General features: G+C 69.9%; 18 protein-coding genes and 1 tRNA gene. 18 read left to right on the top strand and 1 reads right to left on the bottom strand.

Annotated elements, in window-relative coordinates; all coding sequences use genetic code 11:
- Window positions 1-34: 34 nt before the first annotated feature.
- From hisG to LPW41_RS08655, 14 genes are all read left to right on the top strand, one after another.
- Complete coding sequence (gene hisG / locus LPW41_RS08720) at window positions 35-877, top strand: ATP phosphoribosyltransferase (RefSeq protein ID WP_144833415.1); 843 nt, start codon at window positions 35-37, stop codon at window positions 875-877.
- Entirely contained in the window at window positions 877-1641 is a 765-nt protein-coding gene (gene hisF / locus LPW41_RS08715; protein WP_056231813.1) for an imidazole glycerol phosphate synthase subunit HisF, read from the top strand. Before hisG ends, hisF begins: the two co-directional genes overlap by 1 nt.
- Window positions 1638-1976: a phosphoribosyl-AMP cyclohydrolase gene (hisI, locus tag LPW41_RS08710; RefSeq protein ID WP_144833413.1), complete on the top strand. Its 339-nt coding sequence runs from the start codon at window positions 1638-1640 to the stop codon at window positions 1974-1976. Before hisF ends, hisI begins: the two co-directional genes overlap by 4 nt.
- Window positions 1976-2566: a Trp biosynthesis-associated membrane protein gene (locus LPW41_RS08705; protein WP_154096671.1), complete on the top strand. Its 591-nt coding sequence runs from the start codon at window positions 1976-1978 to the stop codon at window positions 2564-2566. The genes hisI and LPW41_RS08705 overlap by 1 nt, the downstream gene beginning before the upstream one ends.
- 103 nt (window positions 2567-2669) lie before the next feature.
- A complete protein-coding gene (locus LPW41_RS08700) occupies window positions 2670-2900 on the top strand; it encodes a DUF6704 family protein (RefSeq protein WP_144833410.1) in 231 nt (76 codons plus the stop codon).
- A gap of 2 nt (window positions 2901-2902) precedes the next feature.
- Window positions 2903-3676 carry an indole-3-glycerol phosphate synthase TrpC gene (gene trpC / locus LPW41_RS08695; RefSeq protein ID WP_230704611.1) on the top strand — a complete coding sequence of 258 codons (774 nt, stop codon included), beginning with the start codon at window positions 2903-2905 and terminating at the stop codon, window positions 3674-3676.
- The gene (gene trpB, locus LPW41_RS08690; RefSeq protein WP_230704610.1) at window positions 3676-5019 is read left to right on the top strand and encodes a tryptophan synthase subunit beta; all 1344 of its coding nucleotides are present in this window, start codon (window positions 3676-3678) and stop codon (window positions 5017-5019) included. The genes trpC and trpB overlap by 1 nt, the downstream gene beginning before the upstream one ends.
- Window positions 5016-5807 (top strand): tryptophan synthase subunit alpha, encoded by a 792-nt coding sequence (trpA, locus tag LPW41_RS08685; RefSeq protein ID WP_230704609.1) that lies wholly within the window; start codon window positions 5016-5018, stop codon window positions 5805-5807. The genes trpB and trpA overlap by 4 nt, the downstream gene beginning before the upstream one ends.
- 10 nt (window positions 5808-5817) lie before the next feature.
- Entirely contained in the window at window positions 5818-6822 is a 1005-nt protein-coding gene (lgt, locus tag LPW41_RS08680) for a prolipoprotein diacylglyceryl transferase (RefSeq protein WP_230704608.1), read from the top strand.
- A gap of 52 nt (window positions 6823-6874) precedes the next feature.
- On the top strand, window positions 6875-11452 hold the full coding sequence (gene gltB, locus LPW41_RS08675) for a glutamate synthase large subunit (protein WP_230704607.1): 4578 nt from the start codon (window positions 6875-6877) through the stop codon (window positions 11450-11452).
- Window positions 11445-12911 carry a glutamate synthase subunit beta gene (locus LPW41_RS08670; RefSeq protein WP_144833397.1) on the top strand — a complete coding sequence of 489 codons (1467 nt, stop codon included), beginning with the start codon at window positions 11445-11447 and terminating at the stop codon, window positions 12909-12911. The genes gltB and LPW41_RS08670 overlap by 8 nt, the downstream gene beginning before the upstream one ends.
- A gap of 55 nt (window positions 12912-12966) precedes the next feature.
- Window positions 12967-14412 carry a pyruvate kinase gene (gene pyk / locus LPW41_RS08665; protein ID WP_144833395.1) on the top strand — a complete coding sequence of 482 codons (1446 nt, stop codon included), beginning with the start codon at window positions 12967-12969 and terminating at the stop codon, window positions 14410-14412.
- Window positions 14413-14486: 74 nt separating this feature from the next.
- Window positions 14487-14567, top strand: a tRNA-Leu gene (locus tag LPW41_RS08660).
- A gap of 61 nt (window positions 14568-14628) precedes the next feature.
- A complete protein-coding gene (locus LPW41_RS08655) occupies window positions 14629-15249 on the top strand; it encodes an ANTAR domain-containing response regulator (protein WP_144833393.1) in 621 nt (206 codons plus the stop codon).
- 204 nt (window positions 15250-15453) lie between these two features.
- Here the strand turns inward: LPW41_RS08655 and LPW41_RS08650 are convergent, their stop codons facing one another.
- Complete coding sequence (locus LPW41_RS08650; protein WP_230704606.1) at window positions 15454-15885, bottom strand: hotdog fold thioesterase; 432 nt, start codon at window positions 15883-15885, stop codon at window positions 15454-15456.
- Window positions 15886-15944: 59 nt separating this feature from the next.
- Between LPW41_RS08650 and polA the strand changes: the two genes are divergently transcribed.
- The 4 genes from polA (at window position 15945) to LPW41_RS08630 (ending at window position 22977) form a co-directional block, all read left to right on the top strand.
- The gene (gene polA, locus LPW41_RS08645; protein WP_230704605.1) at window positions 15945-18581 is read left to right on the top strand and encodes a DNA polymerase I; all 2637 of its coding nucleotides are present in this window, start codon (window positions 15945-15947) and stop codon (window positions 18579-18581) included.
- 213 nt (window positions 18582-18794) lie between these two features.
- Complete coding sequence (locus LPW41_RS08640; RefSeq protein ID WP_230704604.1) at window positions 18795-20471, top strand: DUF885 domain-containing protein; 1677 nt, start codon at window positions 18795-18797, stop codon at window positions 20469-20471.
- A 98-nt stretch (window positions 20472-20569) separates the two neighbouring features.
- On the top strand, window positions 20570-21646 hold the full coding sequence (locus LPW41_RS08635) for an LLM class flavin-dependent oxidoreductase (RefSeq protein ID WP_154096677.1): 1077 nt from the start codon (window positions 20570-20572) through the stop codon (window positions 21644-21646).
- Window positions 21643-22977, top strand: coding sequence for an MFS transporter (locus LPW41_RS08630; protein ID WP_230704603.1), 1335 nt, complete (start codon window positions 21643-21645; stop codon window positions 22975-22977). Before LPW41_RS08635 ends, LPW41_RS08630 begins: the two co-directional genes overlap by 4 nt.
- The last annotated feature ends 51 nt before the right edge of the window (window positions 22978-23028 follow it).

Raw genomic sequence — 23028 nt, 5'->3', positions numbered from 1 at the left:
CCCCTCCAGCTCACACAACACGAAAGCCCCCGTCATGCTGCGAATCGCCGTGCCGAACAAGGGGTCGCTCGCCGAGACCGCCGCCGAGATGCTCTCGGAGGCCGGTTACACCGGACGTCGCGACTCGAAAGACCTGTACACCGTCGACCCCGTGAACGAGGTCGAGTTCTTCTACCTCCGTCCGCGTGACATCGCGACCTACGTCGGCTCGGGTGCGCTCGACGTCGGCATCACCGGTCGTGACCTGCTGCTCGACGCCCGCATGCCCGGCGCGCGCGAGGTGGAGTCGCTCGGCTTCGCCGGTTCGACGTTCCGCTTCGCCGGTCGCCCCGGTCGCTTCACCGACATCGCCGACCTCGAGGGTCTGCGCGTCGCCACGGCCTACCCGGGTCTGGTCGACGCATTCCTCGACGAGCGCGGCATCGCCGTCGACATCGTCCCGCTCGACGGGGCGGTCGAATCGGCCGTGCAGCTCGGGGTGGCGGATGCCGTGGCCGACGTCGTCTCGACCGGAACCACGTTGCGCCAGGCCGGTCTCGAGATCTTCGGGCCGGTGCTGCTCGAGTCCGACGCCGTGCTGATCGCCGGTCCCCAGGAGGCCGAGGGCACCGACACTCTGCTGCGCCGCCTGCGCGGCGTGCTCGCCGCCCGCACCTACGTGCTGATCGATTACGACCTGCCCGCTCACCTGATCGAGCAGGCCGTCGCCGTGGCCCCGGGCCTGGAGTCGCCCACGATCTCGCCGCTGCGCGACCCCGAGTGGGTGGCCGTGCGGGTCATGAGCCCGCGCCGCGACGTCAACCAGGTCATGGACGCCCTCTACGCGATCGGCGCGCGCGCGATCCTCGTCACCGAGATCCTCGCCGCGAGGCTCTGATGACCCTCGCGCGTCGCGTCATCCCCTGCCTCGACGTCGCCGCGGGCCGCGTCGTCAAGGGCGTCAACTTCCTCGACCTGCGCGACATGGGCGACCCCGTCGAGCTCGCGAAGCTGTACTTCGAGCAGGGCGCCGACGAGGTCACCTTCCTCGACGTGACCGCCACGGTCGACGAGCGCTCGACGACCTACGACGTCGTTCGCCGCACGGCCGAACAGGTCTTCATCCCGCTCACCGTCGGCGGGGGAGTGCGCTCGAGCGACGACGTCGCCCGCCTGCTCGCGGTCGGCGCCGACAAGATCGGCGTCAACTCGGCCGCGATCGCGCGGCCGGCCCTGATTGACGAGATCGCCGACCGCTTCGGCGCGCAGGTGATCGTGCTCTCGCTCGACGTCAAGCGGGCGGCATCCACCCCCTCGGGCTTCGTCGTGACCACCCACGGCGGCCGCACCGAGACCACGCTCGACGCCCTCGAGTGGGCGCGCGAGGCGGTCGAGCGCGGAGCCGGCGAACTGCTCGTCAATTCGATCGACGCCGACGGCACCAAGCAGGGCTTCGACCTCGAGCTCGTGCGCCTCATGCGCCAGGTCGCCGCGGTCCCCGTCATCGCCTCGGGCGGGGCGGGCGCGCTCGAGCACTTCGCCCCGGCCGTGCAGGCCGGCGCCGACGCCGTGCTCGCGGCATCCGTGTTCCACTCCGGCCAGCTCACCGTGGGACAGGTCAAAGACGCCATGGCCGCCGAAGGGATCGAGGTGCGCCGATGAGCGTCGACCGTGTGAAGTACGACGCCGACGGTCTCGTGGCCGCGGTGATCCAGCAGTTCGACTCGCGCGAGGTGCTGATGGTGGGGTGGATGGATGCCGAGGCCCTGAACCGCACGCTCACCACCGGTCGCGTGACGTTCTGGTCGCGGTCGCGCCAGGAGTACTGGCGCAAGGGCGACACCTCGGGCCACATTCAGCTGGTCAAGGGCGCGCGCCTGGACTGCGACGGCGACACCCTGCTGATCGAGGTCGACCAGATCGGCGCCGCGTGCCACACCGGCGACCACACCTGCTTCGACTCCGACGACCTGCACCCGGTCGTGGGGGAGCGCTGATGCGTCGCGCCCGCTCCACGGCGGTGCTCGCGATGCTCCTGACCGGCGCGATCGGGGTGATCGCGTCGACGCAGACCTGGATCGACGTCACCCTCGACGACGGATCGCAGCAGACGCTCGCGGTGCCCGGCGCCGAGGCCCTGCCCGTGCTCACCCCGCTGAGCCTCGCCGCCCTCGCCCTGGGCGCCGCCCTCTCGATCGTCGGCCCCGTCATGCGGTACGTCTTCGGCGCGCTCGGCGTGCTCATCGCCGCCCTCGTCGGGTTCGGCACCGCGCAGCTGCTGTTCGCCACCCCCGTGTCGGCGACCGCGGCGACCGTCACCGATGCGACGGGGATCTCGGGCACGGATGCCGTGGGAGCGCTGGTCCAAGACCTCTCGCTCACGCCGTGGCCGGCCGTGACCTTCGTCGCGCAGGTCGTGCTGCTCGCGGCATCCGTCTTCACCCTCGTCACGGCGCGACGCTGGGCCTCGGGCGCGAGCCGCAAGTACCGCACGGCCGAGGAGGCCGCGGCGACCGGCACCGGTCGTCCGCACGACGCGATCGACTCGTGGGACGACCTCTCGCGCGGCGACGACCCCACCGCCTGAGCGATCCTCGCGACATCGAGACGTCGGCGCGGGGACGGCACCACCGTTTCGGTAGACTGGACGCACGCTTTCCCCCGCGCTGCGCGCGACTGTAAGGAGCCCCATGAGCAACCCCATCGGCGATCCCGGCCACGGACACTCGCCCGCCGCCTGGACGACCGTGATCATCATGCTGGTCGCGATCACGCTCGGCACGCTGTTCTTCTGGTTCGACATGCCGGTCATGGTGTGGGCGTCCGTGGGTCTGCTCGTGGTCGGCGCGATCGTCGGCTTCGTCATGACCAAGGCCGGTTACGGCGCGAACGGCGCGAAGTCCAACCCGAAGGCCCACTGATCGTGCTGGCCGATCTCACGGCCGGAGCGGTGGAAGACGCCGAGCAGCGCGCCCAGGCGCGTCCGCTCGCGGAGGCCGAGCGCGATGCCCTCGCGCAGACCCCGGCTCGCGATGCCCTCGCGATGCTCGCCCCCGCCGACCGCGTGAAGATCATCGCCGAGGTCAAGCGCGCGAGCCCCTCGCGCGGCGACCTCGCCTCGATCCCCGACCCCGCTCGTCAGGCGCGCCTGTACGAAGAGGGCGGGGCCTCGGCAATCTCGGTGCTCACCGAGGGGCGCAAGTTCAAGGGCAGCCTGGCCGACCTCGAGGCCGTCCGTGCCGCCGTCAGCGTTCCCGTGCTGCGCAAGGACTTCATCGCGACGCCCTACCAGGTGCTCGAGGCCCGGGCGTCGGGCGCCGACCTGGTGCTGCTCATCGTCGCGGCCCTCGACGACAAGACCCTCGCAGAGCTTTACGGCCTCGTCACCGACCTGGGCATGACCGCCCTCGTCGAGACGCACTCGGCCGACGAGCTCGAGCGCGCGTCGCAGCTGGGCGCGAAGCTCATCGGCGTCAACGCGCGCAACCTGTCGACCTTCGAGCTCGACCGCGACCTGTTCGGTTCGCTGGTCGAGCGTTTCCCCGCGGATGCCGTGAAGATCGCCGAATCGGCCGTCCTCGCCCCCGCCGACGTGGCGCACTACCGCGCGGCGGGTGCCGACGTCGTGCTCGTGGGCGAGGCCCTCGTCACCGGCGACCCCGTCGCCACGCTCCGCGCATTCCTCCAGGAGTCCTGATGACCACCGTGCCCGACCAGAAGCTGCGCGACCAGAAGGGGCCGTTCTTCGGCGACTTCGGCGGGCGCTACATGCCCGAATCGCTCATCGCGGCGATCGACGAGCTCACCGAGGTCTACGAGTCGGCGATGGCCGACCCGGAGTTCCACACCGAGCTGCGCGCTCTGCTGCACGACTACGCGGGTCGCCCCTCGGTGCTCACCGAGGTGCCGCGCTTCGCCGCGCACGCGGGAGGCGCGCGCGTCTTCCTCAAGCGCGAAGACCTCAACCACACCGGCTCGCACAAGATCAACAACGTGCTGGGCCAGGCGCTGCTGACCAAGCGCCTCGGCAAGACGCGCGTGATCGCCGAGACCGGAGCCGGCCAGCACGGCGTCGCCACCGCGACCGCCGCGGCCCTGTTCGGCCTCGAGTGCGTCGTCTACATGGGCGAGGTCGACACCGAGCGCCAGGCGCTCAATGTGGCCCGCATGCGCCTTCTCGGCGCCGAGGTCATCCCCGTCACGACGGGCTCGCGCACGCTGAAAGACGCGATCAACGAGGCCTACCGCGACTGGGTCGCCTCGGTCGAGACGACCAACTACATCTTCGGCACCGCCGCGGGCCCGCACCCCTTCCCGGCGATGGTGCGCGACTTCCAGAAGATCATCGGCGAAGAGACCCGCGCGGAGTTCCTCGAGCGCCTCGGCCGCCTCCCCGACGCCGTGTTCGCGTGCGTCGGCGGCGGATCGAACGCGATCGGCATGTTCGACGCGTTCCTCGACGACGAGGGCGTGGCCCTCTACGGCGTCGAGGCGGCGGGCGACGGCGTCGACACCCCCAAGCACGCGGCCTCGATCGAGCGGGGTCGCCCCGGCGTCCTGCACGGTGCGCGCACCTACGTGCTGCAGGACGAAGACGGCCAGACCACCGAGTCGCACTCCATCTCGGCCGGACTCGACTACCCGGGCGTCGGTCCCGAGCACGCGTGGCTCGCCGACATCGGCCGCGCCCAGTACATCCCCGCCACCGACGACGAGGCCATGCAGGCCCTGCGCCTGCTCTCGCGCACCGAGGGCATCATCCCGGCCATCGAGTCGGCCCACGCCCTCGCCGGAGCCCTGCGCATCGGTCGCGAGTTGGGTCCGGATGCCGTGATCGCCATCAACCTCTCGGGTCGCGGCGACAAAGACATGGACACCGCGGCGCGCTACTTCGACCTGTACGACGCCGAGCACGCGGCCGAGGGTCCCGAGGGCTCCGCGCAGACGCGTGCTGCGGAGACGGTGGCATCCGCCCCCGGCTCGCCCGTCGACGTGACCCCGGCCCCGGACGCCGCCAGCGGCGCGGGAGTCGAGCTGTGACCTCTCGCGTCTCGGCGGCCATCGACGCCGCCCACGCCGAGGGCCGTGGTGCCTTCGTCGGCTACCTGCCCGCGGGCTTCCCCGACGTCGCGACCAGCATCGAGGCGGCCGTCGCGCTGGCCGAGGCCGGCGCCGACGTCATCGAGCTCGGCCCGCCCTACAGCGACCCGGTGATGGACGGCCTGGTCATCCAGGAGGCCACGCAGACGGCGCTCGCGAACGGGTTCCGCATGCGCGACCTGTTCTCGATCATCCGCGAGGTCACCGCGCGCACCGACGTGCCGGTCCTCGTGATGACCTACTGGAACCTCGTCGAGCAGTACGGCGTCGACCGCTACGCCGACGAGCTCGTCGCCGCGGGCGGTGCGGGCCTCATCACGCCCGATGTGACCCCGGATGCCGCATCGCAGTGGATCGAGACGAGCAAGCGCGCCGGCCTCGACCGCGTGTTCCTCGCCGCCCCCACCTCGTCGGACGAGCGTTTGAAGATGATCGTCGAGGCCTCCACCGGCTTCGTCTACACCGTGTCGACCATGGGCATCACGGGGGAGCGCACCTCGCTCGACGCCGCCGCGCGGAACCTCGTCGAGCGCCTGCGCTCGTTCGGTGCCGCCCACGCATGCGTCGGGATCGGCATCTCGAACGCCGAGCAGGTCGCGGGTGTCGTCGAGTACGCCGACGGCGCGATCGTCGGAACCGCGTTGGTCAAAGCGCTCCGCGACGGCGGCGTCGAGGGGCTCTCCTCGCTCGCGAAGGAGCTGTCCGCGGGCGCTTCGAAGCGCGCCTAGACTCATCTGCATGACGTTCGCCCTCTCGAGCGCCGCCTCCGGCGTGCTCGCCAGCATCCCGAGCCCGACGATCTCCTACGTCGATCTCGGTCCGCTCCGCATCCACTTCTATGCCCTGTGCATCGTCGCGGGCATCATCGTCGCGGTGTTCCTCACGAACGCGCGTCTGACGCGTCGCGGGGCCGAGAAGTGGGTCGTCATCGACATCTGCCTGCTGGCGGTGCCCCTCGCCATCGTCGCGGCGCGCATCTACCACGTGGTCACGCACGCGGGCTTCTACTTCGGCCCCGGCTCCAATCCGTGGAACATCACGCAGCCCGGATCGGTGTGGGCCATCTGGGAGGGCGGCATCGCCATTTACGGCGCCCTCATCGGCGGCGCGATCGGCGCCTTCCTCGGGTGCAAGTGGACCGGCATCCGCTTCTGGACCTTCGCCGACGCGCTCGCGCCGGGCCTCATCATCGCCCAGGCCATGGGTCGCTTCGGCAACTGGTTCAACCAGGAGCTCTTCGGCCAGCCCACCGACCTGCCCTGGGGTCTGCAGATCGACTCCGGCAACCCGGCCATCCCGGTCGGCCTGCCCGCCGGCACCCTGTTCCACCCCACCTTCGCCTACGAGGTCATCTGGAACCTGCTGGGCGCCGCGGTCATCCTCTACGTCGGCAAACGCTTCACCCTGCAGTGGGGCAAGCAGTTCGCGATCTACCTGGTCTGGTACTCCGCCGGACGCATCGTGTGGGAGTCGATCCGCGTCGACCCGAGCGACATCATCCTGGGGCTGCGCACGAACGTGTGGGCCGCGATCTTCGGCGTGATCCTCGGCATCGTGATCTTCATCGTGCAGTCGCGTCGCCACCTCGGTCTCGAGCCCTCGCCCTACGCGCCCGGGCGCGAGTCGAAGGCTCCGGGGGCTGTAGACTCAGGCGACCCCTCTGACTTCGTCGACGTGAGCGAGCCGCCCGCGACGAGCGACACCGTCGGCACCAGCGCCACAAGCAGCCCCGCCACGAACTAACACTCTGGGCCGACGTCGTCCCATTCGAAGCATCAACGTGAGGACGGTTGATATGGCTTCCAGCCTGCGCTCCGACACCGTCGGAGGCACGTTCCCCGCCCGACAGGGAATGTACGACCCGTCGTTCGAGAAAGACGCCTGTGGCCTCGCCATGGTCGCCACTCTCCGCGGCGAAGCCGGTCACGACATCATCGACCTGGCGCTGACGGCGCTGCGCAACCTCGAGCACCGTGGCGCCATCGGCTCCGACGCGGGCACGGGCGACGGCGCCGGCATTCTGACCCAGATGCCCGACGCGTTCCTGCGCGAGGTCGTCGACTTCGACCTGCCGCCGGTGGGGGAGTACGCCGCGGGCATGATCTTCCTGCCGCTCGGCCACGACGAGCGTCAGGCCATGAAGTCGGGCATCGAAGAGCTCGCGCGCCACGAGAACCTCGAGGTGCTCGGCTGGCGCGAGGTGCCCGTCGAGACCGAGAACCTCGGCAAGCTCGCCTTCGAGGCGCGTCCCGCGTTCGAGCAGCTGTTCGTCTCGCGCCCGGCCACGGGCGACGAGCCGGCGCTGTCGGGCATCGCGCTCGACCGCCGCGTCTACCGCCTGCGCAAGCGCGCGCGTCACGAGCTCCAGGCGTACTTCGTGTCGCTGTCGAGCCGCACGCTCGGCTACAAGGGTATGGTCACCACGCTCCAGCTCGAGCCGTTCTACCCCGACCTCTCCGACGAGCGCTTCGCCTCGGAGCTCGCGGTCGTGCACTCGCGATACTCCACGAACACGTTCCCGTCGTGGCCGCTCGCGCAGCCGCTGCGCATGCTCGCGCACAACGGCGAGATCAACACCGTCAAGGGAAACCGCAACTGGATGCGCGCGCGTCAGTCGCAGCTCGAGTCCGAGCTCATCGGCGACGTTCGCCCCCTGCTGCCCATCTGCACCGAGGGCGCGAGCGACTCGGCGTCGTTCGACGAGGTGCTCGAGCTGCTGACCTTGACGGGTCGCAGCCTGCCGCACGCGGTGATGATGATGGTGCCCGAGGCCTACGAGAAGCAGGCCACGATCGACCCCGACCTGCGCGCCTTCTACGACTACCACTCCATGCAGATGGAGCCGTGGGACGGCCCCGCCGCGCTGATCTTCACCGACGGCACGCTCGTGGGCGCCACCCTCGACCGCAACGGACTGCGCCCGGGCCGCTGGACCGAGACGACCGACGGCCTCGTGGTCATCGGCTCCGAGACCGGTGTGCTCGACTTCGCGCCCGAGCGCATCAAGCGCCGCGGCCGCCTGCAGCCGGGCCGCATGTTCCTCGTCGACACGGCCCAGCGCCGCATCGTCGAAGACGAGGAGATCAAGGCCGACCTCGCCGCCTCGCAGCCGTGGGGCGAGTGGGTCAGCAAGGGCCGCGTCAAGCTCAGCGAGCTGCCCGAGCGCGAGCACATCGTGCACCCCATCGCCTCGATCACGCGCCGCCAGCGCACTTTCGGCTATACCGAAGAAGAGGTGCGCATGCTGCTGACCCCCATGGGTCAGGGCGGCACCGAGCCGCTCGGCGCCATGGGCAGCGACGCACCCGTCGCCGTGCTCAGCGACCGCCCTCGTCTGCTGTTCGACTACTTCTCGCAGCAGTTCGCGCAGGTCACCAACCCGCCGCTCGACTCGATCCGCGAAGAGGTCGTCACGTCCCTCTCGCTCGGTCTCGGTCCCGAGCGCAACCTGCTGGCCTGGGGTCCCGACCACACGCGCACGGTGACCCTCGACTTCCCCGTCATCGACAATGACGAGCTCGCGAAGATCCAGCACATCGACACCGCCCTGCCGGGCCGGTCGTCGGTGACGATCCGCGGTCTCTACCGCGTCGAGGCCGGACACAAGGGTCTGCAGAAGCGCCTCACGCAGATGTGCACCGAGGTCGACCAGGCCATCGAAGACGGCGCCGAGTTCATCGTGCTCAGCGACCGCGACTCCAACAAAGACCTCGCGCCGATCCCGTCGCTGCTCATGCTCGCGGCCGTGCACCACCACCTCATCCGCAAAGAGACCCGCATGAAGGTCGGTCTCGTGGTCGAAGCCGGCGATGTGCGCGAGGTGCACCACGTGGCGACCCTCATCGGCTACGGCGCCTCGGCGGTCAACCCGTACCTGGCGATGGAGACCGTCGAGTACCTGGTGCGAGCGGGCTTCATCACCAACGTCACGCCCGAGAAGGCGGTCAAGAACCTGATCTACGCGCTCGGCAAGGGCGTGCTGAAGATCATGTCGAAGATGGGCATCTCGACCGTGTCGTCGTACGCCGGCGCCCAGGTGTTCGAGGCCGTGGGACTGTCGCGCGACTTCATCGACGCGTACTTCACCGGCACCGAGACCAAGCTCGGCGGCGTGGGACTCGACGTCATCGCGGCCGAGAACGCCGCGCGCCACGAATACGCCTACCCGCAGGACGCGGCGGCCCGTGCGCACGAGCGCCTGTGGACCGGTGGCGAGTACCAGTGGCGCCGTGACGGGGCCCCGCACCTGTTCAACCCCGACACGGTCTTCCGTCTGCAGCACGCCACGCGCGAGCGCCGGTACGACATCTTCCGCGAGTACACGCACCTGATCGACGACCAGGCGCACGAGCTGAAGACCCTGCGCGGTCTGTTCGGCCTGCGCACGGGCCTGCGGCCGGCCGTGCCGATCGACGAGGTCGAGCCCGTCTCGGCGATCGTCAAGCGTTTCTCCACCGGCGCGATGAGCTACGGCTCGATCTCGAAAGAGGCGCACGAGGTGCTCGCCGTCGCGATGAACCGCATCGGCGGCAAGTCGAACACCGGTGAGGGCGGAGAAGACGTCGACCGTCTGCTCGACCCCGAGCGTCGCAGTGCCATCAAGCAGGTGGCATCCGGTCGCTTCGGGGTGACGAGCCTCTACCTGACGAAGGCCGACGACATCCAGATCAAGCTCGCGCAGGGCGCCAAGCCCGGCGAGGGCGGTCAGCTGCCGCCAACCAAGGTGTACCCGTGGGTGGCGCGCACGCGCCACGCGACCGCGGGCGTCGGGCTCATCTCGCCCCCGCCGCACCACGACATCTACTCGATCGAAGACCTCAAGCAGCTCATCTTCGACCTCAAGCGCGCCAACCCCTCGGCCCGCATCCACACCAAGCTGGTCAGCCAGTCGGGTATCGGTGCGGTCGCGGCGGGTGTCGCCAAGGCGCTGAGCGACGTCATCCTGGTTTCCGGTCAGGACGGCGGCACGGGCGCGAGCCCCATGAACTCGCTCAAGCACGCTGGCACCCCCTGGGAGCTGGGCCTGGCCGAGACGCAGCAGACGCTCATGCTCAACGGCATGCGCGACCGCGTCGTCGTGCAGGTCGACGGTCAGATGAAGACCGGTCGCGACGTCATCATCGGCGCCCTGCTCGGTGCCGAGGAGTTCGGCTTCGCCACCGCTCCGCTGGTGGTCTCGGGCTGCATCATGATGCGCGTGTGCCACCTCGACACCTGCCCCGTGGGCGTCGCGACGCAGAACCCCGTGCTGCGCGAGCGCTTCACCGGCAAGGCCGAGTACGTCGTCAACTTCATGGAGTTCATCGCCCAGGAGGTGCGCGAGTACCTCGCCGCCCTCGGCTACCGCTCGATCGACGAGATCGTGGGTCGTTCGGAGCTCTTGGATGCCAACGAGGCGATCCAGCACTGGAAGGCGCGCGGCCTCAACCTCGCGCCGATCCTCGAAGGACCCCGCTTCGCCGACGACGAGCCCCGCCGCCACGCGCGCAACCAGGACCACGAGCTCGAGGAGCACTTCGACGTGCAGCTCATCGAGCGCGCGCAGGACGTCATCGCGCACGGCGGTCAGCTCACGATCGACCTGCCGATCCGCAACACGGCCCGCGCGGTGGGGACCATGCTCGGCCACCACGTCACCAAGGCGCGGGGCGAGCACGGACTGCCCGAGAACTCGATCGACGTGCGCCTGACCGGCTCGGCCGGCCAGTCGTTCGGTGCGTTCATGCCCGCCGGCATCACGCTGCGCCTCGAGGGCGACTCGAACGACTACGTCGGCAAGGGCCTGTCGGGCGGCACGATCGTCGTGCGCCCGCCGCGCGGTTCGACCTTCGCCGCGTCCGAGAACGTCATCGCCGGAAACGTCATCGGCTACGGCGCCACGCAGGGGCAGATGTTCCTCAACGGCGTCGTAGGCGAGCGCTTCCTCGTGCGCAACTCGGGTGCGACCGCGGTCGTCGAGGGCGTGGGCGACCACGCGCTCGAGTACATGACCGGTGGTCTCGCCGTGATCCTCGGCGCCACGGGCCGCAACCTCGGCGCCGGCATGTCGGGCGGCCAGGCCTACGTCTACAAGCTCGACCGCGACCTCGTGAACCGCGAGGCCATGGCATCCGGTGAGCTCGAACTCGGTCCCCTCGGAGCGGGGGATGCCGAGATCCTGCGCGACCTGCTCGAAAAGCACGTCGCGGAGACCGATTCCACCCTCGCCCGTCGTCTGCTCGACGAGTTCGAGACCGAGGTGGACAACTTCGTCCGGGTGCTGCCACGCGACTACGCCGCCGTGCTGCAGACCCGCCAGGAGGCGGTGTCGGAGGGGCTCGACCCCGACGGCGACGTCGTCTGGAAGCGCATTCTGGAGGTGACGGGTGGCTGACCCGAAAGGTTTTCTCAAGACCACGGAGCGCGAGCTTCCGAAGCGTCGTCCCGTTCCGGTCCGCATCATGGACTGGAAAGAGGTGTACGAGCCGGGTGATTCGGCCGTCATCAAGCGCCAGGCCGGTCGCTGCATGGACTGCGGCATCCCGTTCTGCCACAAGGGCTGCCCGCTCGGGAACCTGATCCCCGAGTGGAACGACCTCACGTGGCGCGGCGAGGGCCGTGCGGCCATCGAGCGCCTTCACGCGACCAACAACTTCCCGGAATTCACCGGTCGCCTGTGCCCCGCGCCCTGCGAGAGCTCGTGCGTGCTCGGCATCAACCAGCCGGCCGTCACGATCAAGCAGGTCGAGGTCTCGATCATCGACGAGGCGTTCGGCAACGGCTGGGTGGAGCCCGAGCCGCCCGAGCGCCTGACCGGCAAGACGGTCGCCGTCGTCGGCTCCGGCCCCGCCGGACTCGCCGCCGCCCAGCAGCTCACTCGCGCCGGGCACACGGTCGCGGTGTTCGAGCGCGACGACCGCATCGGTGGTCTGCTGCGCTACGGCATCCCCGACTTCAAGATGGAGAAGCGCCACCTCGAGCTGCGCCTGCGCCAGATGCAGGCCGAGGGCACGCGTTTCCGCGCGGGCGTCGAGATCGGCAAGGACATCTCGTGGAGCGACCTGCGGGCGCGCTACGACGCGGTCGTGGTGGCCACCGGCTCCACGGTGCCGCGCGACCTCGCGATCCCGGGCCGCGACCTCGACGGCGTGCACTACGCGATGGAGTACCTCATCGAGGGCAACAAGGCCGTCGCGGGCGACCAGGTGCCGCACCAGATCACCGCCGAGGGCAAGCACGTCGTGGTCATCGGCGGTGGCGACACCGGCGCCGACTGCATCGGCACCGCGCACCGTCAGGGCGCGCTGAGCGTGACCAACCTCGCGATCGGCAAGCAGCCCCCGTCGGAGCGCCCGGCCGAGCAGCCGTGGCCGATGATGCCGAACCTGTTCGAGATGGCATCCGCTCACGAAGAGGGCGGGGAGCGCACCTTCCTCGCCTCCACCGTGGAGTTCCTCGGCAACGCCGCGGGCGAGGTGCGCGCGCTGCGCGTCGCCGAGACCGAGTACCTCGACGGTCGTCGCGTGCCCAAGAGCGGCACCGAGCGCGAGATCCCCGCCGACCTCGTGCTGATCGCCATGGGCTTCACCGGCCCCGAGCGCGAGGCGCTCGAGCAGCAGCTCGGCACGCAGTTCACGAACCGCGGCAACCTCGAGCGCGACGCGACGTACGCCACCACCACGCCCGGCGTGTTCGTGGCCGGCGACGCGGGTCGCGGTCAGTCCCTCATCGTGTGGGCCATCGCCGAGGGTCGCGCCGCGGCCGCGGAGGTCGACACGTTCCTCATGGGCGAAACGGTGCTGCCCGCACCGGTGCGCCCGACCGATGTCGCCATCGGCCTCCTGCCCGCCTAAGCTGGCAAGGGCCGATCGGCCACTTCCCGAAAATCCTCACGGAGCTTGAAAACGGATGAGACGCGCCAAGATCGTCGCAACACTCGGGCCCGCCACGTCGTCGTATGAGATGGTTCGCGCCATCATCGACGCCGGGGTGGACGTCGCCCGCCTCAACTTGAGCCACGGAGATTACTCCGTGCACGACGCCAACTTCGCCAATGTGCGCAAGGCCGCGGAGGACGCCGGTCGCCCGGTCGCCGCCCTCGTCGACCTGCAGGGTCCGAAGATCCGCCTCGGCAAGTTCGAGAACGGTCCCCACGACCTGCTGCCCGGCGACATCTTCAAGATCACCGTCGAAGACATCCTCGGCACCAAAGAGATCGTCGGCACGACTTTCAAGGGTCTGCCCCAGGACGTCCGCCCCGGCGACTTCCTGCTGATTGATGACGGAAAGGTGCGCGTCGAGGTCGTCGAGACCGACGGCACCGTCGTCACCACCCGCGTCGTCGTGGGCGGTCCGGTCTCGAACAACAAGGGCATCAACCTGCCCGGCGTCGCCGTCAACGTCCCCGCCCTGAGCGAGAAGGACGAAGCCGACCTCCGCTGGGGTCTGAACGCCGGTGCCGACCTCATCGCGCTGTCGTTCGTGCGCGACGCGAAGGACATCGAGCGCGTGCACGAGATCATGGCCGAAGAAGGACGCTACGTGCCCGTCATCGCCAAGATCGAGAAGCCGCAGGCGGTCGACAACCTCGAAGAGATCATCGACGCCTTCGACGGCATCATGGTCGCCCGCGGCGACCTCGGCGTCGAGCTGCCGCTCGAGGCCGTACCGATCGTGCAGAAGCGCGCGGTCGAGCTCGCCCGTCGCATGGCCAAGCCCGTCATCGTGGCGACGCAGATGCTCGAGTCGATGATCAACAGCCCGGTGCCCACGCGCGCCGAGACCAGCGACGTCGCCAACGCCGTGCTCGATGGCGCGGATGCCGTGATGCTCTCGGGCGAGACCAGCGTCGGCGACTACCCGGTCGTCGTCGTCGAGACGATGGCCCGCATCGTCGAGTCGACCGAGGAGCACGGCCTGGAGCGCATCGCGCCCCTGACCAACAAGCCCCGCACGCAGGGTGGCGCCATCACCCTCGCCGCCGTCGAGGTCGCCGACTTCGTCGAGGCCAAGTACCTCTGCGTCTTCACCGAGTCGGGCGACTCGGCCCGTCGCATGTCGCGCCTGCGTTCGACGATCCCCATGATCGCGTTCACGCCCGAGCCCGGCATCCGCCGCCGCCTGGCGCTGACGTGGGGCGTGCGCTCGACCCTGGTCGAGCACGTGTCGCACACCGACAAGATGTTCCTGCAGGTCGACGACTACCTGCTCTCGCACGACCTGGCCAAGGTCGGCGACAAGGTGGTCGTGATCTCGGGTTCCCCTCCCGGAATCGCGGGCTCGACCAACGACCTGCGCGTGCACCGCGTGGGCGACGCCGTGCACGGTGCGGCTCCCGGTTACCAGGAGGTCTGACCCTCCGACGACGCGCGCCGGTTCTCCGGCGCGCGTCGTCGCGTTCCCCCCGGTAGGTTGGGAACGCAACACCTGCCGGTGTGGCGGAATGGCAGACGCGGAGCACTCAAAATGCTTTGTCGCAAGACGTGTGGGTTCGAGTCCCACCACCGGCACGCTTTCCCACATCCCGGTCGAGACCGGGGTTGTCCGCATTCGTCGTTCTAGGATGGTCCCGTGACTGATCAAGAAGCCGCTCCGGCTACCGCCCCGACCGCACCCCGCCGCGTCGTCGTCGCGGAAGACGAGTCGCTCATCCGCCTCGACATCGTCGAGATCCTCCGCGACAACGGCTACGACGTCGTGGGCGAAGCGGGCGACGGCGAGACCGCCGTCCAGCTGGCCACCGAACTGCGCCCCGACCTCGTCATCATGGACGTCAAGATGCCGCAGCTCGACGGCATCAGCGCCGCCGAGAAGCTCAGCAAGAACCACATCGCCCCCGTGGTGCTGCTCACCGCGTTCAGCCAGAAAGAGCTGGTCGAGCGCGCGAGCGAGGCCGGCGCCCTGGCCTACGTGGTCAAGCCCTTCACGCCCAACGACCTGCTGCCGGCGATCGAGATCGCGCTGGCCCGCTACGAGCAGATCATCACGCTCGAGGCCGAGGTCGCCGACATGGTCGAGCGCTTCGAGACCCGCAAGCTCGTCGACCGGGCCAAGGGCCTGCTCAACGAGAAGATGGGCCTGAGCGAGCCCGAGGCCTTCCGCTGGATCCAGAAGGCGTCGATGGACCGCCGCCTCACCATGCAGGACGTCGCCAAGGCGATCATCGAGCAGCTGGCCCCCAAGAAGGCCTGACGCTCTCTGACACGGAATGGATGCCACTTCGGTGGCATCCATTCGTCGTTTCGCCCCGGTGATCCGCGGCACCAGGTGGCTGAGCCCGTCGAAGCCACCGGCCACACGCAGGGCCCTCGCGGCACAGGTGGCTGAGCCCGTCGAAGCCACCGGACACTCGCAAAACCCCGACCCTTCGACAGTCTCAGGGCCCTCCACCCGCCATCAGCGCGCGGGGGCGTCCTTGATGAGGTTCGTGATGCGGATCGTCGAGCACCGGCGACCCTGCTCGTCGGACACCGCGATCTCGTGCACGGTGTGCGAGCGGCCGAGGTGGATCGGGGTGCAGACGCCCGTGACGATGCCCGAGGTGGCCGAGCGGGTGTGCGTGGCGTTGATGTCGATGCCGACCGCCAGACGCCCCGAGCCGGCGAAGAGGTTCGCGGCCATCGACCCGAGCGACTCGCCGAGCACCACGTAGGCCCCGCCGTGCAGCAGGCCGACGGGCTGGGTGTTGCCCTCGACGGGCATGGTGGCGACGCAACGGTCGACGGTGAACTCGACCCACTCGATGCCCATCTTCTCGGCGAGGGCGCCCATTCCGCGCTGCTTCGCCCAGTCGAGGCCGGCGGACGTGTCAGGGGTCGTGGAGGTCATCATCGCCTTCGATCGGGCCGGGCCGGGGGAGTGTCCGTGGTTCTCGTTACGCTGGAGGGGTGACGGATGCCGAAAAGCCTACTCTCCTCGTCGTCGACGGCCACTCGCTGGCCTATCGGGCGTTCTACGCGTTGCCGGTCGACAACTTCTCGACGAAGGACGGCCAGCACACCAACGGCATCTACGGGTTCCTGTCGATGTTCGTGAACCTCGTGAAGGCCGAGAAGCCCACTCATCTCGCCGTGGCGTTCGACACGTCGCGGCAGTCGTTCCGCACGCGCGAGTACGCCGAGTACAAGGCGAACCGCAGCGAGTCGCCCGCGGAGTTCAAGGGGCAGATCCCGCTGCTGCAGGACTGCCTGCGCGCGATGGGCGTTCCGGTGCTGACCAAGGAGGACTTCGAGGCCGACGACATCCTCGCGACCCTCGCCACCCAGGGCGAGGAGCAGGGCTTCACGGTGCTGGTCTGCTCGGGTGATCGCGACACGATCCAGCTCGTGACCGACGACGTCACGCTGCTGTACCCCAATGTGCAGGGCGTCTCGCAGCTCAAGCGCTACGACACCGAGGCCGTCATCGAGAAGTACGGCCTGCCGCCCGCGCAGTACCCCGAGATCGCCGCCCTCGTCGGCGAGACGAGCGACAACCTGCCGGGCGTGCCCAAGGTCGGCGAGAAGACCGCCGTGAAGTGGCTGACCCAGTGGGGCTCACTCGATGCCCTGCTCGAGAACGCCGACAAGATCACCGGCGTGGTGGGCAACAACCTGCGCGAGCACATCGACGGCGTGCGCCGCAACCGCTCGCTCAACCGTCTGCTGCGCGACGTCGAGCTCCCCGTCGGCCCCGGCGAGCTGAAGATGCACCCGCTCGACGCCCAGGCCGTCCGCGACATCTTCGCTCGCCTCGAATTCCGCACGCTGTTGCCGCGCGTGTTCGACGCGCTCGGCGGCGACGCGGGCATCGTCGAAGAGCAGCGTCCCACCGCGACCGCTCCGACGCCCGCGCAGCTCGACGCCGCTGCCCTCGCGGAGTGGGCCGCGGCGGCCACCGGCGAGGTCGGGGTCACCGTGACGCTGGCCGACGGCGCGCCCACCGCGATCGGACTCGCCTCGGCCGACGCCGCGGTCGAGGCCGAGTGGACGCCGGCGGTGCGCGACGCGCTGGCCGAGTGGCTGGCATCCGACGCCCCCAAGGTCTTCGCCGACGCGAAGCCCCAGATCAAGGCGCTCGCCCGCGACGGCGTGACGGTGGCCGGCGTGGCGTTCGACGTGATCCTCGCCGGGTGGCTCGTGCGCCCGAGCTTCCCCGACAAGACGCTCGGCGACCTCGTGGAGCGCATGCTCGACGAGAAGCTGCCGGTCGCCGACCCGACGCAGTTGGTTCCCGAGACCGAGGGCGCGACCCCCAGCCAGCTGTCGTGGTTCACCCGCCGCGTCGCCGAGGCGCAGCGGGCCGACATGCCCGAGACGGTCGCGAGCGTGCTCGACGACATCGAGCTGCCCACGCTCACCGCCCTCGCCGACATGGAGCTCGCCGGTGTCGCGGTCTCGCACGAGAAGCTCTCGAGCTTCTCGACCGAGCTCGGCGCCCGCGCCGATGCGCTCGCGCGCGACGCCTACGCCGCGATCGGTCACGAGGTCAACCTCGGTTCGCCGAAGCAGCTGCAGGAGGTGCTGTTCGACGAGCTGCAGCTGCCAAAGACCCGCAAGACCAAGAGCGGATACACGACGGATGCCGCGGCCCTCGCCGACCTGCAAGAGAGCGCGCCGCATCCCTTCCTCGACCTGCTGCTGCGCCACCGCGAGGCGACGAAGCTGAAGCAGATCATCGATGCGCTCGATACGGCCACCGGTGCCGACGGGCGCATTCACACCACCTATGTGCAGACCGGCAGCCAGACCGGGCGCCTGTCGAGCACCGACCCGAACCTGCAGAACATCCCGATCCGCACCGAGGAGAGCCGTCGCATCCGCGCGGCGTTCGTCGTGGGCGAGGGCTACGAGACGCTCCTCACCGCCGACTACTCGCAGATCGAGATGCGCATCATGGCGCACCTGTCGGGTGACCCCGGGCTCATCGAGGCCTTCAACTCAGGCGAAGACCTGCACCGCTTCGTCGGCGCGCGCGTCTTCGGCGTCGAGCCGGCCGAGGTCACCCCGGCCATGCGCACGAAGGTCAAGGCGATGTCGTACGGCCTGGTCTACGGCCTGTCGGCGTTCGGGCTGTCGAAGCAGCTGCGCATCGAGCAGTCCGAGGCCAAGAAGCTCATGCTCGAGTATTTCGCCCGCTTCGGCGCCGTGCGCGACTACCTGCGCGGGTCGGTCGAGCAGGCCCGCCAAGACGGCTACACCGAGACGATCTTCGGTCGACGCCGGCCGTTCCCCGACCTCACGAGCATGAACCGCGTGCTGCGCGAGAACGCCGAGCGCGCCGCGCTCAACGCCCCGATCCAGGGCAGCGCCGCCGACATCATGAAGGTTGCGCTGTTCCATATCCAGCGCGATCTCGCCGACGCCGACCTGCGCTCGCGCGTGCTGCTGCAGATCCACGACGAACTCGTGGTCGAAGTCGCGGCGGGGGAGTGGGACGACGTCGAGAAGATCGTGCGCGCGCGCATGGCCGACGCCGCCGACCTGTCGGTTCCGCTCGACGTGCAGATCGGCCGCGGCGGCGATTGGGACGAGGCCGGGCACTAGCACCCGCGGTTGCCGCGCCCCGCCGCTGAGCCCGGGGCGCGGCATCCGGAACCGCCGGCGACGCGGGGCCGCGCTGCGCGTGGTCGCACCGGGGCGCCGCATCCGGAACGGTCCACCGCGACGTGGCCGACACGTGCGGGTGGGGCGAGCGCTGGCATCCGGAACCGCCCGAGGGGGCGTGCGCGCGCGGCGCGCCTTGCCTAGGCTCGGAAGATGACTGACGCACAACGCACCCCCACGCCGATCGACACGATCGCGGACGCGTGGGTCGACACCCTGGCGGAGAAGGACCCGACGCTCGCGACCTACATCGGCCGCTTCGAGCACAACGGTCGCTTCGGCGACTACAGCCCCGCGGGCGCGGAAGCCCTCGTGTCGGAGGCGCGCTCGACGAAGTCCGCGCTCGAGGCGGCGGAGGCGACCGACGCGATCGACACGGTCACCAAGATGGACCTCGTGCGTGAGCTCGACCTCATGATCGAGCAGCACGAGGCCAAGACCCACCTGCGCGACCTGAACGTCATCGCCTCGCCCGCGCAAGACATCCGCTCGACCTTCGACCTCATGCCCACCGCGACGGTCGACGACTGGTCGACGATCTCCGACCGCATGAAGGCGCTGCCGGCGGCCATCGACGGCTACGTCGCGACGCTGCGTCAGGGCATCGCCGAGGGCGTCGTCCCGGCGCGCCGCCAGGTGAGCGAGGTCGTGACCCAGATCGCTCGCTACACCTCCGACACGGGCTTCTTCGCCGAGTTCGTCGGAGACGCCGCCCCCGAGGAGGGGCAGCTTCCGGCGTCGCTCGCGCGCGACCTCGCCGCGAACTCCAACGCGGCGCGGGTGGCCTACGACAGCCTCGCATCGTTCCTGTCGAAGGAGCTCGCGCCGGCCGCGGGAGAGGTCGACGCCGTCGGTCGCGAGGTGTACGCCCTGCAGTCGCGTCACTTCCTCGGCGCGGAGGTCGACCTCGACGAGACGTACGAGTGGGGTGTCGAAGAGCTCGCGCGCATGGTCGCCGAGCAGGAGGCCATCGCGAACGAGATCCTGCCGGGCTCCACGGTGGAAGAGGCGGTGGCGTTCCTCGAGAAGGACGAGTCGCGCAAGCTCCGCGGCACCAAGGCCCTGCGGGAGTGGATGCAGCGCACGAGCGACAAGGCCGTCGAAGAGCTCGGCCGCACGCACTTCGACATCGCCGAGCCGATCCGCCACCTCGAGTGCATGATCGCCCCGACCAACGAAGGCGGCATCTACTACACCGGCCCCACCGACGACTTCTCGCGCCCGGGTCGCATGTGGTGGTCGGTGCCCGAGGGCGTCGACACGTTCGACACCTGGCGCGAGCTGACGACGGTCTACCACGAGGGCGTTCCGGGCCACCACCTGCAAATCGCCCAGGCCGTACACAACCGCGCCGAGCTCAACTCGTGGCGCCGCCTGCTCGCCGGCACGAGCGGCCACGCCGAAGGCTGGGCACTCTACGCCGAGCGCCTCATGGAGCAGCTCGGCTACCTCGACGACCCGGCCGACCGCCTGGGCATGCTCGACGGCCAGCGCATGCGCGCTGCGCGCGTCGTGCTCGACATCGGCGTGCACCTGCAGAAGCCCCGCCTCGACGGCACCGGCACCTGGGACCACGACTACGCGCTCGCGTTCATGCTGAAGAACGTCAACATGAGCGAGGAGTTCGTGCGCTTCGAGGTCAACCGCTACCTCGGCTGGCCCGGACAGGCGCCGTCGTACAAGGTCGGCCAGCGCATCTGGGAGCAGGTGCGCGACGAGGAGCAGGAGCGCCACGGCGCCGACTTCTCGATGAAGCAGTTCCACACGCGCGCGCTCGACATCGGCGGCGTGGGGCTCGACACGCTGCGCGCGGCTCTGGCCTCCGCTTGATCTCCTCGAGGGGCGTCACCACGGTGGCGCCCCTCGCCGGTTTCGGGGAATACCCGGCGCCCGCGTAAAGTTCATTCATCCGAATGCAAGGAGACCTCATGGACGTTCGCCCCCTCGAGCTCGGCCTCGACACCTTCGGAGACATCTCGCGCGGCCCCGACGGGTCGCTGCAATCCGACGCGCAGACCATCCGCAACGTCGTGGAACAGGCGGTGCTGGCCGACCAGGTCGGGCTGTCGTTCTTCGGCGTGGGGGAGCACCACCGCAAGGACTTCGCGGTCACGAGCCCCGAAATGGTGCTGGCCGCCGCGGCCGCCCGCACCGAGAACATCCACCTCGGCAGCGCCGTGACGGTGCTCTCGAGCGACGACCCGGTGCGCGTGTACGAGCGCTTCGCGACGCTGGACGCCGTCTCGAACGGCCGGGCCGAGGTCATCCTCGGGCGCGGCTCGTTCATCGAGTCGTTCCCGCTGTTCGGCTACGACCTCGCCGACTACGAGCAGCTCTTCGAAGAGAAGCTCGAGCTGTTCTCGCTGCTGCGCGACGAGAAGCCCGTCACCTGGTCGGGTCGCACGCGCGCCGCGCTGCAGGATGCCGACGTGTACCCCAAGACCGAGAACGGCCTGAAGGCGTGGGTCGGCGTCGGCGGCTCTCCCGAGTCGGTCGTGCGCACGGCGCGCTACGGCTACGGACTGGTCCTCGCGATCATCGGCGGATCGGCCGCGCGCTTCCGCCCCTACGCCGACCTGTACCGCCGGTCGCTCGACGAGCTCGGAAAGCCGCAGATGCCCATCTCGGTGCACTCGCCCGGCCACGTCGCCGAGACCGACCAGCAGGCGTGGGAAGAGGCGTTCGAAGGCGTCGCCGAGCTCAACAACACGATCGGACGCGAGCGCGGCTGGCCCGAGTACAACCGCATGCGCTTCCAGCACGACGTCGGGCCCGAGGGGTCGATGTACATCGGTTCGCCCGAGACGGTCGCCACGAAGATCGCCACCACCGTGCGGGCCCTCGGCAACTCGCGCTTCCAGCTCAAGTTCGCCAGCGGCTCCATCTCGCACGACAAGCTGATGTCGAGCATCGAGCTGTACGGTACGAAGGTGCTGCCCCTCGTTCACGACATGCTCGCCGACACCCCGGCCCAGACGCCCGCCGGCGCCTTCGGCATCCGGTGAGCACCGCCACCGACACCATCCGGGTGTCCGAACGCCTCGATGCTCTGCCGTTCACGCGGCGGCACGGGCGGATCCTGGGTGGGTCGGGGCTGGGGTGGGCCCTCGACGCCATGGACGTCGGGCTCATCTCGTTCGTCATCGCCGCCCTCAGCGTGCAGTGGAAGCTGGCGCCGAGTGAGGCCTCGTGGATCGCGTCCGCGGGCTTCGCGGGGATGGCGATCGGTGCGAGCCTCGGCGGCCTTCTCGCCGATCGGTTCGGCCGGCGCCACGTCTTCGCCCTCACCCTGCTGATCTACGGCGTCGCGACGGGGGCGAGCGCGCTGGTCGGCGGTCTCGCCGCCCTGCTGGTGCTGCGCTTCGTCGTCGGCCTCGGCCTGGGCGCCGAGCTGCCCGTCGCCTCGACCTACGTGAGCGAATTCGCCCCGGCCCGCATGCGCGGGCGCCTGATCGTCCTCCTCGAGGCGTTCTGGGCGGTCGGCTGGACCGCGGCCGCGCTCATCGGCTACCTCGTCGTGCCGTCGTCGGCCGACGGCTGGCGCTGGGCGTTCGCGCTCGGCGCGATCCCGGCGGTCTACGCCCTCGTCGTGCGCTGGGGCCTGCCCGAGTCGCCCCGGTGGCTGGCGTCGCGCGGCCGCAACACCGAAGCGGTCGCGATCGTGCGCGACCTCGAGGCCGCCGCCGGCCGCGTGTCGCTCGAGCCCTCGGCCGAGGGGGTCACGGCATCCGTCCCCGCTCCGCGTCCGCGGGTGAGTGCCCTGTGGGCCCCGGCGCTGCGGATACGCACGGCGAGCCTGTGGGTGCTGTGGTTCTGCGTCAACTTCTCGTACTACGGCGCGTTCATCTGGATCCCCACGATCCTCGTGAGCCAGGGTTACGACCTCGTCCGTTCCTTCGGCTTCACCCTCATTATCACGCTCGCCCAGCTGCCGGGCTACGCGGTCGCCGCGTGGCTCATCGAGGCATGGGGGCGCCGCCCGACGCTCGCGGTGTTCCTCGCCGGGTCGGCGGTGTCGGCGGTGTTCTTCGGCACGGCATCGGGAGAGGTCTCCGTGATCGCCGCCGGCATGGCGCTGTCGTTCTTCAACCTCGGCGCGTGGGGCGCCCTGTACGCCGCGACGCCCGAGACCTACCCCACGCCGCTGCGGGCGACCGGCTCGGGCTGGGCCGCGGGCATCGGTCGCATCGCGTCGATTCTCGCGCCGCTGGCCGTGCCCCCGCTGCTGGGCATCGGGGGAGCGCCCCTGCTCTTCGTCGTGTTCGCCGGGTTCTTCGCCGTGGCGGTGGTGGCGGCGCTGTTCCTGCGCGAGCAGCGAGGGCGCGCTCTGGCGTAAGACCGTCTCAGGGGTTTGGGGCGGATATCGCTGATTGGGGCGCAGAAACTT

The sequence above is a fragment of the Microbacterium sp. JC 701 genome, assembly GCF_021026215.1.
GTDB lineage: Bacteria > Actinomycetota > Actinomycetes > Actinomycetales > Microbacteriaceae > Microbacterium > Microbacterium algihabitans.
Note: the sequence above shows the minus strand (reverse complement) of the source record. Positions and strands in the feature narration are given on the sequence as shown.